Origin of the sequence: Bosea sp. Tri-49, from assembly GCF_003952665.1 — a bacterium.
Taxonomy (GTDB): Bacteria; Pseudomonadota; Alphaproteobacteria; order Rhizobiales; family Beijerinckiaceae; genus Allobosea.
The window spans coordinates 126,459-142,682 of record NZ_CP017947.1 but is presented as its reverse complement, the minus strand read 5'-3'; the positions used below and the strand labels follow the sequence as shown (position 1 = coordinate 142,682).

At 65.6% G+C, this 16,224-nt stretch carries 16 protein-coding genes; 8 read left to right on the top strand and 8 right to left on the bottom strand.

The genetic code is table 11. The features are described from left to right. Positions 1 to 97: 97 nt before the first annotated feature. From BLM15_RS29700 to BLM15_RS29690, 4 genes are all read right to left on the bottom strand, one after another. Positions 98 to 1,618, bottom strand: coding sequence for a hypothetical protein (locus BLM15_RS29700; RefSeq protein WP_126116529.1), 1,521 nt, complete (start codon positions 1,616 to 1,618; stop codon positions 98 to 100). 13 nt (positions 1,619 to 1,631) lie between these two features. Next, positions 1,632 to 2,381 carry an ABC transporter ATP-binding protein gene (locus tag BLM15_RS29695; protein ID WP_126116528.1) on the bottom strand — a complete coding sequence of 250 codons (750 nt, stop codon included), beginning with the start codon at positions 2,379 to 2,381 and terminating at the stop codon, positions 1,632 to 1,634. A gap of 293 nt (positions 2,382 to 2,674) precedes the next feature. Further along, positions 2,675 to 2,815 (bottom strand): hypothetical protein, encoded by a 141-nt coding sequence (locus BLM15_RS31500; RefSeq protein ID WP_164547727.1) that lies wholly within the window; start codon positions 2,813 to 2,815, stop codon positions 2,675 to 2,677. A 141-nt stretch (positions 2,816 to 2,956) separates the two neighbouring features. Beyond that, positions 2,957 to 3,301 carry a winged helix-turn-helix transcriptional regulator gene (locus tag BLM15_RS29690; RefSeq protein WP_126116527.1) on the bottom strand — a complete coding sequence of 115 codons (345 nt, stop codon included), beginning with the start codon at positions 3,299 to 3,301 and terminating at the stop codon, positions 2,957 to 2,959. A gap of 226 nt (positions 3,302 to 3,527) precedes the next feature. Here BLM15_RS29690 and BLM15_RS29685 point away from each other — a divergent pair, with 226 nt between their 5' ends. The 7 genes from BLM15_RS29685 to BLM15_RS29655 all read left to right on the top strand — a co-directional run bounded on the left by BLM15_RS29685 (position 3,528) and on the right by BLM15_RS29655 (position 10,906). Continuing rightward, the gene (locus BLM15_RS29685) at positions 3,528 to 4,364 is read left to right on the top strand and encodes an alpha/beta fold hydrolase (RefSeq protein WP_126116526.1); all 837 of its coding nucleotides are present in this window, start codon (positions 3,528 to 3,530) and stop codon (positions 4,362 to 4,364) included. A gap of 60 nt (positions 4,365 to 4,424) precedes the next feature. Further along, complete coding sequence (locus BLM15_RS29680; RefSeq protein WP_126116525.1) at positions 4,425 to 4,706, top strand: DUF1427 family protein; 282 nt, start codon at positions 4,425 to 4,427, stop codon at positions 4,704 to 4,706. After that, entirely contained in the window at positions 4,706 to 6,682 is a 1,977-nt protein-coding gene (locus BLM15_RS29675; protein ID WP_126116524.1) for an amidohydrolase, read from the top strand. Before BLM15_RS29680 ends, BLM15_RS29675 begins: the two co-directional genes overlap by 1 nt. 1 nt (position 6,683) lies before the next feature. Beyond that, the gene (locus BLM15_RS29670) at positions 6,684 to 7,103 is read left to right on the top strand and encodes a DoxX family protein (protein WP_126116523.1); all 420 of its coding nucleotides are present in this window, start codon (positions 6,684 to 6,686) and stop codon (positions 7,101 to 7,103) included. After that, positions 7,100 to 8,734: an MFS transporter gene (locus tag BLM15_RS29665; protein WP_126116522.1), complete on the top strand. Its 1,635-nt coding sequence runs from the start codon at positions 7,100 to 7,102 to the stop codon at positions 8,732 to 8,734. The genes BLM15_RS29670 and BLM15_RS29665 overlap by 4 nt, the downstream gene beginning before the upstream one ends. Continuing rightward, entirely contained in the window at positions 8,731 to 10,080 is a 1,350-nt protein-coding gene (locus BLM15_RS29660; protein WP_126116521.1) for an alginate export family protein, read from the top strand. The genes BLM15_RS29665 and BLM15_RS29660 overlap by 4 nt, the downstream gene beginning before the upstream one ends. 142 nt (positions 10,081 to 10,222) lie before the next feature. Next, entirely contained in the window at positions 10,223 to 10,906 is a 684-nt protein-coding gene (locus BLM15_RS29655; protein WP_126116520.1) for a hydrolase, read from the top strand. 355 nt (positions 10,907 to 11,261) lie between these two features. Here BLM15_RS29655 and BLM15_RS29650 read toward each other — a convergent pair whose 3' ends face one another. Continuing rightward, on the bottom strand, positions 11,262 to 12,518 hold the full coding sequence (locus BLM15_RS29650) for an MFS transporter (protein WP_126116519.1): 1,257 nt from the start codon (positions 12,516 to 12,518) through the stop codon (positions 11,262 to 11,264). 2 nt (positions 12,519 to 12,520) lie between these two features. Beyond that, positions 12,521 to 13,435 carry an NmrA family NAD(P)-binding protein gene (locus BLM15_RS29645; protein WP_126116518.1) on the bottom strand — a complete coding sequence of 305 codons (915 nt, stop codon included), beginning with the start codon at positions 13,433 to 13,435 and terminating at the stop codon, positions 12,521 to 12,523. Between the two features lie 116 nt (positions 13,436 to 13,551). Here BLM15_RS29645 and BLM15_RS29640 point away from each other — a divergent pair, with 116 nt between their 5' ends. Beyond that, complete coding sequence (locus BLM15_RS29640) at positions 13,552 to 14,457, top strand: LysR family transcriptional regulator (RefSeq protein WP_126116789.1); 906 nt, start codon at positions 13,552 to 13,554, stop codon at positions 14,455 to 14,457. Between the two features lie 69 nt (positions 14,458 to 14,526). On the opposite strand, the gene BLM15_RS29635 is transcribed toward BLM15_RS29640, so the two are convergent. Together BLM15_RS29635 and BLM15_RS29630 are read right to left on the bottom strand one after the other, a co-directional pair. Further along, positions 14,527 to 15,495 carry an amidohydrolase family protein gene (locus BLM15_RS29635; RefSeq protein WP_126116517.1) on the bottom strand — a complete coding sequence of 323 codons (969 nt, stop codon included), beginning with the start codon at positions 15,493 to 15,495 and terminating at the stop codon, positions 14,527 to 14,529. Beyond that, complete coding sequence (locus BLM15_RS29630; protein WP_164547726.1) at positions 15,492 to 16,223, bottom strand: cysteine hydrolase family protein; 732 nt, start codon at positions 16,221 to 16,223, stop codon at positions 15,492 to 15,494. Before BLM15_RS29630 ends, BLM15_RS29635 begins: the two co-directional genes overlap by 4 nt. Between the last annotated feature and the right edge of the window lies 1 nt (position 16,224).

The window sequence follows — 16,224 nt, the reverse complement described above, 5'->3', positions numbered from 1 at the left end:
GTCCGGAGAGTTCAAGGAATTCGTCGACCTTGTAGGTTAGGGCCGCGCAGCGCCACTTGCAGACGTTAGGACTCTGCCCGGAATCGGACATTCGCGCTTAGGCTACTGCGCGTGGGCGCGCCGCATACAGCACGCCCATCGTTGCCACGGCCAGGAGCGCGCCCAGCATCGTCGCCAGGTAGTCGCCAGCCAGCAATGGCCAGAGTCCGACCGCAACCATCGTCAAGGCCAGAAGCTCTATGAGCGTCACGGAGATGGGACTCTTCATGCGCCGCCTGATCATGCCGGTCCTCGCCAGTCTCGGTTGATGCCAGATGTTAACGAGGATGCCGCAGGCGATGGCGCATGCAACACCGAGCAAACTGACCAGACCGGCCCAGGCATCGAACATCAGTAAGAGCATCAACGGCGGTGCGGCGATCGTGACTGCAAGCCAGGATATGGCGCCAAAACGGGCGCGCTCGCGTAAGCTGGGGTCCAGGGGGGCGGTCAAGGCAAGTTCGGCTGCTTCGTCTGCCGACATCGCAATCCAGGTCAGACCACCGGCAATCTGGCCACACAGAACGATCAGGACCGGCACGAGCGCCGAGGCGCCGTTAGCCCCGCTTGCGACCCGATAGACTGTCACGATGGCGATCGGGATCAGAAAAATGCATTGCATCAGGATCTGCGATAACAGCCACGGATCACGTAGAATGATGCGCCGTTCCTTGAGCATCAGCACCCCCAATGGGGACGCTCCGAAGGATGCACGACTACGCCTGGCGCGGGGTCGAACTGCAGACGCGGATCCTGCTGCGAGGACCGCATTGCGCACAAAGCTCTCGGCAAGGCCGGTGAACATCAGTACGGCCATCAGCGCCGCGCAGGCAACCACGGCTAAGAGGGCCACAACATCGCCCGTCATGGCGCGGGCAGGCAGCATCGCCAATTGCCAAACAAGAGACCGAGGGTTGGCCAGATAGTCCGCGACAAGGGCGTCCTTTGGACCTGGCCCAAAAATCGCGTCCCACTGCACCATCACAAGCACCAGCAGACCGGCCAGCGCTGCCGCAATCTGCGCCGCGACGCGCGTGCTCCGGATACCGATAATGCGAACCAGGCCCATTGCCAGTCCGATCGCGATGGCCGTTGCGCTGAGCGCAAGGGCCAGGATCATGGGCAGGCCAGCCAACCAATGAGGTCCGCGCTGCACCGCCAGCAGGATCAGCATCGGCGCGCCATAAAGACCGGCTTTTGTCAGCGTGAAGCCAAAAACGTTGAGAGCCCTGACCAGCAGCACCGTTTGCGGAGGCAGGGGCGCGGAGAACATCAAATCATAGTCGCTGCGCGCGTAAAGCGCATAGGCGGCGGAATCGAGCGCGGCTGAGATCATGAGGACGAACAGGAAGGCAAGATTGATCGTCAATGTGATCTGAAAGCGCGGATCGGCAGGATCCAGTTCGCCAGCCGTCATCAGCAGAAGTTGCGATACGCCGAAAATGATCGTGCAGACCACAGCCAACGCGCCCGCAATCCGCCAGGGACGCATTGCCGTTTTCGGGCCTGCCATGTCGGCAATGCCGCGCAATGCCAGGCGGGCTTCGAGGGCCAGCACGGCGCGGGTTGCACCGGACATAAGGGCCTGCATCTCAGGCTGCCTCTTCGCGCGCGACGACATCGAGGAAAACATCTTCGAGCGTAGAATCCTGGGAGGCGCCACCATTGCGCAGCTCGGCCATCGTGCCTTCGCGGACCAGCTTGCCACTGCGGATGATGCCGATGCGGTCACTGAGTCGTTCAGCGACTTCGAGGATATGCGTGGTGAGGATCACCGCCACGCCGGTTGCGACACGTTGCTGAAGCAGTTCCTTCACGTGGCGCGCCATCGACGCATCGAGGCCGGTCAGCGGCTCGTCAAGGATCAGCAACTTTGGTTCGTGAATCAACGCGCCAGCAAGGGCAACCTTTTGGCGCATACCCTTGGAAAAGCCCTCGCAGCGTTGGTCTGCCACGCGGGTAAGGTCGAGGGTCTCAAGCAGGGCGTTGCGGCGCCGCTTTGCGACCGTTGGCTCGACTTGCCAAAGGCCGGCGACAAAATCGAGATACTCGACAGGCGTGAGCTTGTCATAAACCATCGGTTCGTCTGGGAGCCACGCCACCACACGTTTTGCCGCAACCGGATCGCGCAGGCGGTTGATTCCGCAAATGCTGATCTCGCCCACGTCCGGAGAGAGCAGCCCCGCGACGATCCTGAGCGAAGTGGTCTTGCCCGCCCCGTTCGGCCCCAGCAATGCGTAGAGCTCGCCGCGCCGTACACAGAGATCAAGGCCGTTGACAGCCGTGAAGCCGCCGAAGCGCTTCACCAGGCCGCGGACAACCAGCGCATCATGGTCACTCATTCGACCGCTCCCATCATACTGGGGTGCTATGCGGCAGTGCTGGTGACGTTCAGGTTAAACTGACATTTCCAGATAGAGCTTGGCTCGGCTTGTCCGAACAGCTCGCGGGCTCGGCCTGCTGCCGGTTTCGCGGACACCGAGATCAGGAGCCTCACGAAGCCGGAGGTGCCTTCAGCCAAAGTCCGCGGCGGCGTAGCGCCAGTTGCGGACGCGGGTGGTCCGCCCAGAAGCGGACCTGGCGTGTAGCTCAGCTTGGCGCCGCATGCCTACGGTCCGGGTGGCCTCGAAATCACTCAGCGATCGAACGCGATTCCGAGATAGGTGCGGTCGTCGGTCCAACCGTAGGGACCCGAGCCCTTCACACTGGCATAGGGGCCGATCTTGTCAGGGTCGAGCCGCTCCACCTCGGCGAAACTGGCCTCCCACGCCGCCACGCCAAAGGCCTCCGGCTCTGCGAAATACCCGTCGCTGAACAGTTCGAGCCTCGCGACCTCGGCCGTGGCATAATCCGCCGTGAAGACATGCCAAGGGTCTGAGACGATTGATCAAGACGGCAGGCTCGCCGGTGCGCAGTTTCAGCGCGCGTCGCGGGCCAGCAGGTTTTCACTGCCCGAAAGTGCTGCGTCGACCGCGCGCCCCGAGGCGGTGAGAGAGTATTCGACATGCAGCACGCGTCCGCTGAGATCGCGGCGTTCGACATAGCCGGCCGCCTCCAGGGACTTCAAGCGGGCGGACAGAACGCGGGCCGAGATCTTGGGTGGAAGCTGCCGCCGCAGGGCCCCGAAGCGCAAAGGGCCCTGGCGTGCCAGTGAAAACACGATATGGCTCATCCACTCCTGTGAGAAGAACTTGAGGAAACCGTCGGCAGCGCAGTGTCCGCTGTCGATATGAAGCGCCTCTTCATCAGCATGAGCACTCATGACTGGTATCCTTCAGGTAACTAATGGCCTTCGTCTTGCTCTCGTCCTATTGACACTGGCGATGAGCGAGATTGCCGAGGGCATTCGATCGATGCTGGAGCCATGCGATCTGTCGGACGTCTGGCAGTTCGTAGCAGCCTCCAGGCCTTTCCAGAACCCGCAAAATCCCTGTCGGGTGCGGCCTCAATCGTGCGCCGCTCGTCATTAAAAGCAAAGGATCACTCAAATGGCATTCGTCACCACGCTGGACGGGGTCGATATCTTCTACAAGGACCTCGGACCGAAGCAGGCCCAGCCGATCGTTTTCCATCATGGCTGGCCGCTGTCGTCGGACGATTGGGATGCGCAAATCCTGTTTTTCCTCGCTCACGGCTATCGCGTCGTCGCCCATGACCGGCGCGGACATGGACGCTCGGCCCAGGTCGGGGACGGCCATGACATGGATCACTACGCGGCGGATGCCTTCGCCGTGGTCGAGGCCCTCGACCTGCGCAACGCCGTGCATATCGGCCATTCGACGGGGGGCGGCGAGGTCGCGCGCTATGTCGCCCGGCACGGCGAGCCGGCCGGACGGGTCGCCAAGGCCGTCCTGGTGAGCGCAGTGCCGCCGCTGATGCTGAAGACCGCGGCCAATCCCGACGGTCTGCCGCTCGAGGTTTTCGACGGCTTCCGCAAGGCGACGGCCGGGAACCGGGCGCAGTTTTTCCTCGATGTTCCCGCGGGGCCATTCTACGGTTTCAACCGCGACGGCGCGACGCTCCTTCCCGGCGTTGTTCAGAACTGGTGGCGGCAGGGCATGATGGGCAGCGCCAAGGCCCATTACGATGGCATCAAGGCCTTTTCCGAGACTGACCAGACCGAGGATCTCAAGGCCATCGGCATCCCGACGCTGGTGCTTCATGGCGAGGACGATCAAATAGTGCCGATCGGCACATCGGCCCATGCGGCAATCAAGCTGCTGCGCAACGGCACGCTGAAGACCTATCCCGGCTACGGCCACGGCATGCTAACTGTGAACGCTGAGGTCCTCAACGCCGATCTGCTCGCCTTCGTGCGCGGCTGACGAATCCTGCGGCGGCGGCCCGGCGGACTGCCGCCCCCTATGGGGAGCAGCGGAACAACGATGAAACTCTACCTGATGTCGCTCGGCGCCGGCCTCCTGGTCGGCATCATCTACAGCCTGATCAGCGTGCGCTCGCCGGCGCCGCCGATCGTAGCGCTGATCGGGCTGCTCGGTATCCTGATCGGTGAACAGTTGCCGCCGCTCCTGCGCGCCATCTGGGCGAAGGAGCCGACGAAGCAGTCCTGGGAACACCACGTCAAGCCGCATGTCTTCGGCCATCTGCCCCGCGGCGGCAAGCCGCTGGTCGAGGCGAACACGGATACGGAAAGGGAGCGCAGCTGATGCCGACACGGCGTACGATCCTAGGCGGCCTGGCCTTGCCCGGCCTTGCCTCCTCAGCCCTGGCCCAGGGGCAGCCCCAGCCAAGCGGAACACCAGCGATGATCGCGGATCTGATTTTCAGCAACGGTCGTTTCACGACGCTCGACCGCAGCAACCCGGGCGCCAGCGCGGTCGCGGTCAAGGACGGCACCTTCCTCGCCGTCGGCAGCGAGGCCGAGGTGATGGCCCATGCCGGGCCGAACACGAAGGTGATCGACCTCAAGGGCCGCAGCGCGCTGCCCGGCCTGATCGACAACCACCTGCACATCATCCGCGGCGGCCTCAACTTCAACATGGAGCTGCGCTGGGACGGGGTGCGCTCGCTCGCCGATGCGATGACCATGCTCAAGCGCCAGGTCGCGGTGACGCCGCCGCCACAATGGGTGCGCGTCGTCGGCGGCTTCACCGAGCATCAGTTCGCCGAGAAGCGCCTGCCGACGATCGCGGAGCTCAACGCGGTCGCTCCCGACACGCCGGTCTTCATCCTGCATCTCTATGATCGCGCCTTGCTCAACGGCGCTGCGCTGCGGGCGGTGGGCTATACCAAGGACACGCCGCAGCCGCCGGGCGGCGAGATCACCCGTGACGCCAACGGCAACCCGACCGGGCTGCTGCTCGCCAGGCCGAACGCCAACATCCTCTATGCGACATTGGCGAAGGGGCCGAAGCTCCCGCTCGACTATCAGATCAATTCGACCCGCCATTTCATGCGCGAGCTCAACCGGCTCGGCGTCACCGGCGCGATCGATGCCGGCGGCGGCTACCAGAACTATCCTGATGATTACGCCGTCATCCAGAAGCTCGCCGATGACGGGCAGATGACCATCCGCCTCGCCTACAACCTGTTCACGCAGAAGCCGAAGCAGGAGAAGGACGACTTCCTCAACTGGACGAAGACCTCCAAGTACAAGCAGGGCAGCGATTATTTCCGCCATAACGGCGCCGGCGAGATGCTGGTCTTCTCCGCCGCCGATTTCGAGGATTTCCGCGAGCCGCGGCCCGACATGCCCCCGGAGATGGAGGGCGATCTCGAGGGGGTCGTGCGCGTCCTCGCCGAGAACCGCTGGCCCTGGCGGATGCACGCAACCTATGACGAGACGATCTCGCGGGCGCTGGACGTCTTCGAGAAGGTCGACAAGGACGTGCCCCTGAAGGGCCTGAACTGGTTCTTCGACCATGCCGAGACGATTTCGGAGCGCTCGATCGACCGCATCGCCGCGCTCGGCGGCGGCGTCGCGGTGCAACACCGCATGGCCTATCAGGGCGAGTATTTCGTCGAGCGCTATGGCGCGGCGGCTGCCGAGGCGACGCCGCCGGTGGCGCGACTGCTGGAAAAGGGCGTCAAGACCTCGGCCGGCACCGACGCCACCCGCGTCGCCTCCTACAACCCCTGGGTCTCGCTCGCCTGGATGGTCACCGGCAAGACGGTCGGAGGCCTGCGCCTCACACCGCAGCGCAACTGCCTCGACCGCGAGACGGCGCTGCGCATGCTGACCGAGAAGGTCACCTGGTTCTCCAACGAGGAGGGCAAGAAGGGCCAGATCGCGGTCGGCCAGTTTGCCGACCTGATCGTGCCCGATCGCGACTTCTTCGCCTGTCCGGAGGACGAGATCTCGTTCATCACTGCCGACCTCACCGTCGTCGGCGGCAGGATCGTCTATGGTGCCAGGGACTTCGCCAGCGTCGACGAGAGCGCCCCGCCACCGGCGATGCCCGACTGGTCGCCGGTGCGGACCTTCAAGGGCTATGGCGCCTGGGGCGAGCCTGATAGAGCCGGCAAGAATTCGCTGCGCCGCGCCGCGCTGACCAATTGTGGTTGCGCCAGCTCCTGCGGCGTCCACGGCCACGACCATGCCGGAGCCTGGTCGAGCAAATTGCCGGTCGCCGACCTCAGGAGCTTCTGGGGCGCGCTCGGCTGCGCCTGCTGGGCGGTGTGACATGGCCGGGAACAATTCATCCGGACCGATCGTCGGTGCATTGCGCTGGTTCGCGCTGCTCCTGCTCTGCGCCGCCTATATCCAGGGGCCGGTGACCAAGATCCTCGATTTTCAGGGCGCGCTCGCCGAGATGAGTCATTTCGGCCTGACACCGGCGCCGCTCTTCGCGGTCGGGGTGATCGGTTTCGAGCTCGTGGCGACCGCCATGATCCTGACCGGCCGCTGGCGCTGGCTCGCCGCGCTTGCGCTCGCCGGCTTCACTTTGGTCGCGACCTTCATCGCCGTCCGCTTCTGGGAGCTGCCGGTCGGGCAAGGGCGGATGATGGCGATGAACGGCTTCTTCGAGCATCTCGGCCTGATCGGCGGGTTCATCTTGGTCGCGCTCGACGATCTCGCCCGAACGAAGGAGACGGAACGATGAGCGAGGCTGCGTCGCACCCGCCCAGTTCGAGTTTCGCGCCGCTGCGCCAAAAGGTCTTCGCCGTGCTCTGGGCGGCGACGATCACCGGCAATATCGGCTCCTTCATGCGCGACGTCGCCAGCGCCTGGCTGGTGACGGACCTCTCGGGCGCGCCCGCCGCGGTGGCGTTGGTCCAGGCGGCCGCGACGCTGCCGATCTTCCTGCTGGCGATCCCTGCCGGCGTGCTCTCGGACATTCTCGACCGCCGCAAATTCCTGATCGCCATCCAGCTCCTGCTCGCCTGCGTCAGCCTCGCGCTGATGGCGCTGGCGAGCCTCGGCCAGCTCAGCGTCCCGGCGCTCGTCGGCCTCACCTTCCTCGGCGGCGTCGGCGCCGCGTTGATGGCGCCGACCTGGCAGGCGATCGTGCCCGAGCTGGTGGGCAAGGCTGATCTGAAGAACGCCGTCGCGCTCAACTCGCTCGGCATCAACATTTCGCGCGCCATCGGCCCGGCGCTGGGCGGGTTGATCCTCGCCGCCTTCGGTGCCGGTTTCACCTATGGCGCCGACGTCTTGAGCTATGTCATCGTCATCGGCGCGCTGCTCTGGTGGCGGCGGCCGCAGGGCGCTGACGATGCGCTCAGCGAGCGCTTCGCTGGCGCCTTCCGGGCCGGCCTGCGCTACGCCAAGGCCAGCCGCGAACTGCATGTCGTGCTGCTGCGCGCCGCGATCTTCTTCGCCTGCGCCAGTGCCGTCTGGGCGCTGCTACCGCTGGTTGCACGCAATCTGCTCGGCGGCGGCGCCAGCTTCTACGGCGTCCTGTTAGGGGCGGTCGGCGCCGGCGCGATCGGCGGCGCCGTATTGCTGCCGCGCCTGCGCGCCCATCTCGATGCCGACGGGCTGCTGCTGCTCTCGGCGGTCGTCACCGCCGCGGTGATGGCGGCGCTGACGCTCGGCCCGCCGCAAGGGCTGGCGCTCGTCATCCTGCTGCTGCTCGGCGCGGCCTGGATCGTGGCGCTGACGACCCTGAACGGCGTCGCCCAGGCGATCCTGCCGAACTGGGTGCGCGGGCGGGCGCTTGCCGTTTATCTCACCGTGTTCAACGGCGCGATGACCGCCGGCAGCCTCGGCTGGGGCGCGGTGGCGGAGGCCGCCGGCATCCGCGGCACTTTGCTGATCGGCGCGAGCGCGCTGCTGGTCGCCGGCCTCGTCATGCATAGGATCAGGCTGCCGGCCGGCGAGGCGGACCTTGCTCCCTCGAATCACTGGCCAGAGCCGCTGACCAGCCCGGCCGTCCATAATGATCGCGGCCCCGTCCTCATCCTGATCGAGTACAACGTCCGGGAGGCCGATCGCGAGGCCTTCCTGCGCGCGATCAACGCGCTCTCGGTCGAGCGCCGCCGTGACGGCGCCTATGGCTGGGGCGTCACCGAGGACACCACCGATCCCGGCAAGCTGGTCGAATGGTTCATGGTCTCGTCCTGGGCCGAGCATCTGCGCCAGCATCGCCGCGTCTCCAAGGCCGATGCTGACCTGCAGAGCGAGGTCAGGCGCTTCCATGTCGGGGAAGAAGGGCCGGTGGTCAGGCACTTCCTCCATGTCGATCCGCTGCATCCTCATCCGGTTCCGTCCGGCGACGGGGCCAAGCCATGATGCGGCTGCGCGCGGCAGCGCTGGCCGGAACGTGCTGGCTGGCGCTGGCGGGTATCGCCGCGGCGCAGGCGGACAAGCCAGGCGACACGCCTGACAAGGACCCGTTCGATCGACTCAAGGACATCCCGCTGTCGGCTGACGGCGCCGTCACGCTCAGCCTCGGCGGACAGGTCCGCATCCGCCCGGAGTTCTCGCGCCATCCCGTGTTCGGGCTGGCGGCGCCCGACCACAATAACGGCCTGTTGGTCCGCTCCTTCCTGTCGGCGGATCTGCGGCTCGGCCCTAACCTGCGCGCCTTCGTCGAGATCGTCAGCGGACAGGCGCCGATCTGGGCTGGCACGCCGCCGGGAACGCAGCTCGACCGGCTCGACCTGCGGCAAGGCTATGGCGAATTGAACCTGCCGACAGCGGCTGGCAGCCTGATGGTTCGCGGCGGGCGGCAGGAAATGAGCTTCGGCTCCTCGCGGCTGATCTCGGTGCGCGACAGCCCGAACATCAGGCGCGCCTTCGATGGCGTCCGCGCCGCCTGGATCGCCTCGCCCGACACCCGGATCGACGCTTTCCTGGTGCGCCCGGTCGTGCCGCTGGCGGGGCTGTTCGACGACAAGTCGGACCCTGCCCAGGTCTTCTGGGGCATCTACGGCACCAGCCCCGTTCCCGGCGTTCCCGCGCTCAAGGCTGACCTCTACTATCTCGGCCTGAACCGTGAGAATGCGCGCTTCGCGCAGGGCACCGCCGACGAGCATCGCCACACCGTCGGCGCAAGGTTGTTCGGCAAGGCCGGCGGCTTCGACTGGAATGTCGAGGGCGCCTACCAGTTCGGCCGGTTCGAGCGCGCCGACATCCAGGCCTGGATGGTTTCGGCCGTGCTCGGCTACAGCTTTGCGGAGCTGCCTTTCGCGCCGCGCCTCGGCCTCAACGCCGATGCCTTCAGCGGCGACCGCGATCTGAGCGGCGGCAAGCTCGGCACCTTCAACCCACTCTTCCCGCGACTGCCCTATTTCTCCGAGGCCAATCTTGTCGGCCCGGCCAACCTGATGAACATCCAGCCGAACCTCACCCTGACTTTGCTGCCCAAGGTCAAGCTAACGGTCGGCTGGAACCCGCTTTGGAAGCAGGAAAAGGCCGATGCCTATTACGGCCCGGCGATCACGCCGGTGGCGCGCACGGCAGGCGGCGCCGGCCGCTATCTCGGCCACCAGCGCTCGACCACGCTGGAGTGGAATCCGAGCGAGCATCTGACGCTAGGGGGAACCTATGTCGCCTATGAGCCCGGCGAGCGCGTCCGCAGAGCCGGCGGCGTCTCCGGAGCCTATGCCGCCGGCTGGGCAACGGTCGCCTTCTGAGGGGAGGACGGAATGACCGCGAGAATCGTCAACCCGCGTCGAAGAACGACAATCTCAAGACCATCCTGCCAGCGATAATGCTGCTTGATGCCTGGCGCCGGCACGGCGCTGCTGACCAACGGATCGCGATCCGGAGACCATCATGTCGAAGTACCAGCAAGTCCTCACGCCCAAGAACTGCCAGCTCATCTTCATCGACCAACAGCCGCAGATGGCGTTTGGCGTGCAGTCGATCGACCGGCAAGTCCTGAAGAACAATGTCGTCGGCCTGGCCAAGGCAGCGAAGGTCTTCAACGTCCCGACCACCATCACCACGGTCGAGACCACGAGCTTCTCAGGCCACACCTATCCCGAGCTGCTGGCGGTGTTCCCGCAAAACAAGATCCTCGAGCGGACCTCGATGAACTCCTGGGACGACCAGAACGTCCGTGACGCGCTCGCCGCCAACGGCCGCAAGAAGGTCGTGGTCTCAGGGCTCTGGACCGAAGTCTGCAACACCACCTTCGCACTCTGCGCCATGCTGGAAGGCGACTACGAGATCTACATGGTCGCGGACGCCTCCGGCGGCACCTCTGTCGATGCGCACAAATACGCCATGGACCGCATGGTGCAGGCGGGCGTCGTGCCGGTGACCTGGCAGCAGGTCCTGCTCGAATGGCAGCGCGACTGGGCCCATCGCGAGACCTATGACGCCGTGACAGCGATCGTGAAGGAGCATTCCGGCGCCTATGGCATGGGCGTCGACTACGCCTACACCATGGTCCACAACGCACCCGAGCGCGTCGCCCATGGCGAGCGCGTCGGGCCCCGCCCGGCACAGATCTGAACCAGGCGTTCACGAGGCCACTGCCGGGAGTTTCCCGGCAGTGATTTTCTGTATCCCGGCCACCACGACATTCCATCCGCTCGCCGGGGGGTTCTGCGCCAACTACTGACGTTGGTGTTCTGCCCAATAGCAGACACTTGCAGCGCGCAGCTCGGCGCCCTAACCAAATTGGCGGCCATGGCCAAGGCGGCTTGGTCCGCGGACAACTCACGAAAGGCTCGCCGGATATCGCTTGGTGTAACGGTGCTCGCCGCCATCCACGGTAACACCTGCCGAATTGCGCCGGACCGGGTTAACTGGATGAAAAGGCGATGTCCTTGATCCGGCCATCGGTGTCGCGCAGCCGGTTCGTCGCTCAGCGCTTCGATACGGCGAAGCTGGCGCCGATCGTCAGCAGGGCTGCGATCGAAGCGGCTCCAAATGCAAGCAGGTAGACGAGAGGCCAGCCTCCGTGGTCCCAAGCCGGACCTGCGGCAAATGCTCCAAGCGCCCCGCCGGTGAACATGAAGCTGGTGTAGAGGCCGTTCAGGCGCCCACGCGCCTCGGGCTGAAGCATGTTGATCGCATGACGTCCGATGATCTGGTCGCCGGTGACACCAAGACTGAGCAGGAACGCGGCAATGCCGAGCAATGCAAGCGACAGGACCGGCATGGCCTCGAGCGGAAGCATCCCGCCAGCTCCATCTGCTAGGGCAACCAGCAGGAAGGCGAGAACGACTGCACCCTGGAACAGCGGGGTCATCATGTTCGCCTTGTTTCGGTCCGCCAATCGCCCGGCGACAGGTGCGATCACGACTGCTCCGACGGCCGCAAGCGAGAACACCGCGATGCCGATCTGCCCGAGCCCGTAAGGCGGGGCCGTCAGCCGCAACGCAATCGCGGTCCAGAACAGGCTGAACGCTCCCATCAGCAGGAACTGATAGGCAGAGCGCCAGCGCAGCACCGGCTCCTGCCAGATCAACGTCCCCAGCGAGGCGATCAGCGAGCCATAGCTTGCGCCGGGCGAAGGCCGTCGTTCGGGCAATGTCTTCGCCATTGCTGCGGTCAGAACCGCGATGAGAACGGCGCTCAGCGCGTAGAAGGAACGCCAGCCGGCAAATTCCGCCACCAGGCTGGCGAGCGGTCTCGAGAGCAGCGTGCCGACCATCAGCCCGCTCATCACATTGCCGACCACCCGGCCTCGCGCCTCAGGCGCTGCCAGCGCCGCCGCGATGGGAACGAGCATCTGGACGGCCGTCGACGTCACGCCAAGTGCAACCGCGCTCGCCAGGAGAAGCGAGGTGGTCGGGGCGAGCGACGTCGATACCAGCGATGCGACACAACAAAGCAACGTCAGCAGGATCAGGCGGCGATTGGGTACGAGGTCGACCAGGGGAACGAGGAAGATGAGGCCGAGCGCGTAGCCCAACAGCGTCAAGGTGGTGATCAGGCTGGCCTGGGCAGGAATCATTCCGAAAGCCGGGCCGATAAGGCCAAGCAGGGGTTGCGAAGCGAACAGGTTGAGGACCGTGATCGCGACTGCCGCCGCGAAGAACAAGGTCATGCCTGGCGTCATTGCCGCCGTGTGATCAGCCGCGCTGCGGTGATGCGCTGCATTCGATGCCTCGGTCATTGTCAGCTCCGAGCCGTCATCGGTTGCGCGTCCGGGCCCGTCAGGCTTTGGCCTGTCGCCAGCTCCTGAATGAAGGCCTGCAGCGTGCGCGGCTCGCGACCGAGGATCGCTCGTAGGACGAGGCCGTTGCCCGGCGCTCCATGCGTCGCGTAGTGCGCATGGACCTGGCGCAGCACCTCGATCTGCGCGGGGGCGTATGGCAGGCTCGCTTTCGCGGCCCATGTGTCGAAGTTCGGCTCGGCAGCGGCGATGGGGCGCCCGAGAACATGGCTCATCAAGGCGACGATCTCGTCGCGATTGGGCGATCCGTCGGCGCAAAGATCGAAAGCACCGTATGATAGACGGTTGCTGCTGAACGCGATGGCGGCAGCTTCGGCGACGTCGCGATAATCGACCCGGGCGACGCGCATCGTTGCCGGGAACGGCTCGGCAAAGGTCGCGGTCTCCACGATGGCGGGCCAGGCGGCGACCAGATTCTGGAAGACGTTTGTCGGCCGCAAGATGGTGTAGTCGAGCCCGGATTCGAACAGCGCCTGTTCGACGACGATCTTGCTCGCGTGGTTGGGGAGCCTGGCATAAGTCGGCTGGATCACCGAGGAATAGACGAACTTCGCCACGCCCTCCTGTCGCGCTACGCGCACCATGTTGAGGCCCATCTCTGCCTCGTCCGGGGCGAAGGCCGGGCCGATATGAAAGACGCCCTGAACGCCGCGCACCGCCGCGAGCAGTGTGTCTGGGTTACGGAGATCGCCGCGAGCCAGCTCGGTAGCGCCATTCCCCAGAGCCGCCGCGGCGGCGGCATCGTCGCGCACAAGCGCCCGAATTTTGATTCCCTTGCCCCGCAGCGCAGGAGGGACGAAGCCGGCAAATCTGCCATGGGCCCCGACAGCGAGGACGGTGTCGATCTCGGCAGTCATCAGCGAACTCCATTGAACATCGTCACATCAATGTGAGGCGCGTGGCGTGGGTTGATAATCGAGGCGCTTCGGAAGATATTATATCGAACAGCAATATAATCTGGCTGGGCGAACTCATGCATCGTCTCGAGGACCTGGAGGCGTTCGTCGCCATCCTGGACGAGGGAAGCTTCACCGCCGCGGCGCGGGCTCTACGGCGCTCCCTGCAATCGGTCAGCAGATCGCTCGCCACCCTTGAGGAGAACATCGGCGTCGAGCTCGTGCGCCGCACCACGCGCCGATCGCATCCGACCGAAGCGGGACGCCGCTTCTACTCGCGCATTCGGCCGGCGCTTCTCGAGATCACTGATGCCGGTGCGGAGGCCAGCAACCAGCGCGCCGAGCCTGTCGGGCTGCTGCGGATCAGCGCGCCGGTGCTGTTCGCGCCCGTCCACGTCGTCCCGGCGCTCGCCGAGTTCCTTGAGCGGTATCCGAAGATCGAGGTCGAGCTCAGCCTGAGCGATCGTTTTCTCGATCTGGTCGAGAACGGCATCGACCTGGCGGTTCGCATCGGCGACCTGCCCGATTCCGAGCTGAAGGCGCGGCGGCTGGGTGCCTTGCGCCGCGTGGTCTATGGATCACCGACATATTTTGCCAAGCATGGTCGTCCCGGCCATCCCGGCGAGCTTGCCGATCATCAATGCCTGGTGCGCCGTCTCGATGTGATGTCGGAGGCATGGCCGTTTCAGATCGACGGCGAACTCCGCACTATCCGCGTAAGCGGGAGGCTGCGGACCGACAGCACTGCCGCAACTTATTCGGCCGCTGCGCTCGGCCTGGGTCTCGGCTTCACACCGCTCTGGCAGGTCCGCGACCTCGTCGAACGGGGTGAGCTGGAGATCGTGCTGGCCGAGTACGAGACGCAGAAGGTCCCGATCCATGCAGTGACGCCCGCGGCCAAGATTCCGCTTCCGGCCGCACGCCTCTTCGCCGAGCACCTTGCGCGACGCCTCAGCCCGGCCAATCTCGAAGGACATCGATGAGCCGGACCGGCAAAGTCGAATCCGCGCGGCCAGCCGGCCAAAAATAACGGCGATGCATGGTCGCGCCGGCTAAGTCCCGCTTCGAACTCCCAGGGACGGCAGCAACCCCAGCGCATTTCCCGCCAGGATCGCATCGATTGCCGAGTTCGGCAGCGAGATGGCATCGAGCGACCTCACGGCCGCGGTCATCGCATCCTCGGGCGCGTAGGGATAGTCGCTGCCGAACAGGACATGCTCCGGTGTCGTCAATGACATGACCGCATCCAGCATATGCGACTCCGCCGACAGGGCCGTATCGAAGTAAAGCCTCTGGAGCAGCGCTTTCACGCCTTCCGGGACCATCCGCTTGTAGTCCGGCCGGCGCTCGAGCCTGGCGAGGCGCCCGGCGAGGAAGGGCATCGTGCCGCCGGCATGGGAGAAGATCAGACGGATATTCGGAAACCGGCCGATCGTGCCGGAGAACAGCAGATTGGCGATCGCGCGCGTGGTGTCGAACGGGAATTCGAGGGAGGCCGCCGGCAGCCCGACCCAGCAGCCGCAGGACGTGTCGGTCGGATGAACGAAGACCGTCGCGGCTCGACGGTTCAGCTCCTCGAAGACGGGATCGAGCATGGGGTCGCCGAGATAGCGGCCGCCATAATTGGTGAGCAGGCCGATGCCGTCGGCTTCGAGTTCGTCGAATGCGCGTTCGATCTCCTTGAGGCTGGCCTCGATATCCGGCAGCGGCAGCGACGCGAAGCTGCCGAACCGGCCCGGATGGTCGCTTCGCATGCGCGCGGCGAAATCGTTGCAATGGCGGCACAGCGCCGCACGCTCGCCCTCGTCGCACTGAAACCCCGGGGCCGAGATCGAGACGACCGCGAGCGAAACGCCGTTGCGGTCCATCGCCTCGATCGACTGCTGCGGGCTCCAGGCGGGTGCCTGCCCCGAGACCAGCGTGCGGCCGATCGCATCGGCGCCGACCAGCTCGCGATAGCGCGGCGGTATGAAATGGTGATGGATGTCGATGCGCCGCCGCATCGGCGCGGCGCCCGTCATCGGTTCCCACCGGGTAACAGCGCATCCGAGACCTGCGAATGCTCCTCCATTGCCACGACCGAAGCCGGCGGAGCGGCCCAGGCCCGCGCGACGACTTCGGCCGTGATCACGTCACCGAACAGGAAACCGACATTGGCGAGCGTCGCCTGGTGCTGCGTGGCCGCGTGCGAGGCGACGGCGTCCTGCACGATGGCGACGTCAAAGCCGCGGCTATGCGCCTCGCGGAGGGTCGATTCGACGCAGACATTGGTCTGCACGCCGGCGAAGACGAGGGCTTCGCGCCCCAGCGCCTGCAGGTGCCGCCCCAGGCCGGGATTGGAGAAACCGGAATAGGTGTGCTTCTCGAATACCACCTCGCCAGGCTCCGGCGAGACACCGAAGAACCCTGCCCCCCAGGAGCCGCGCTCACAGCAGACGGCGCTGGCGCCGATCCGGCGGCGTTGCGTGATCATCGAGGGCGGGATCTCGTGCTCCTCGTAGCAGGCCGTCAGCCAGACCACCGGAACCCCGACGCGGCGTGCCTGCGCCAGCAAGCCGTTCAGCGGCGGCACGATGGCGGCAAGGCCGGAGACGTCCTTGCCGATACCGTCGATATAGCCGCCGGGGGCACAGAAATCGTTCTGCATGTCGACCACGATCAGCGCGGTGCGCTGTGGCGCGACCCGCTCCTCGACAGTCGTAAGGGCGCCTCGGCTGGCAAACGCTTCTGTTGTCTCGCGCTCGGCCATG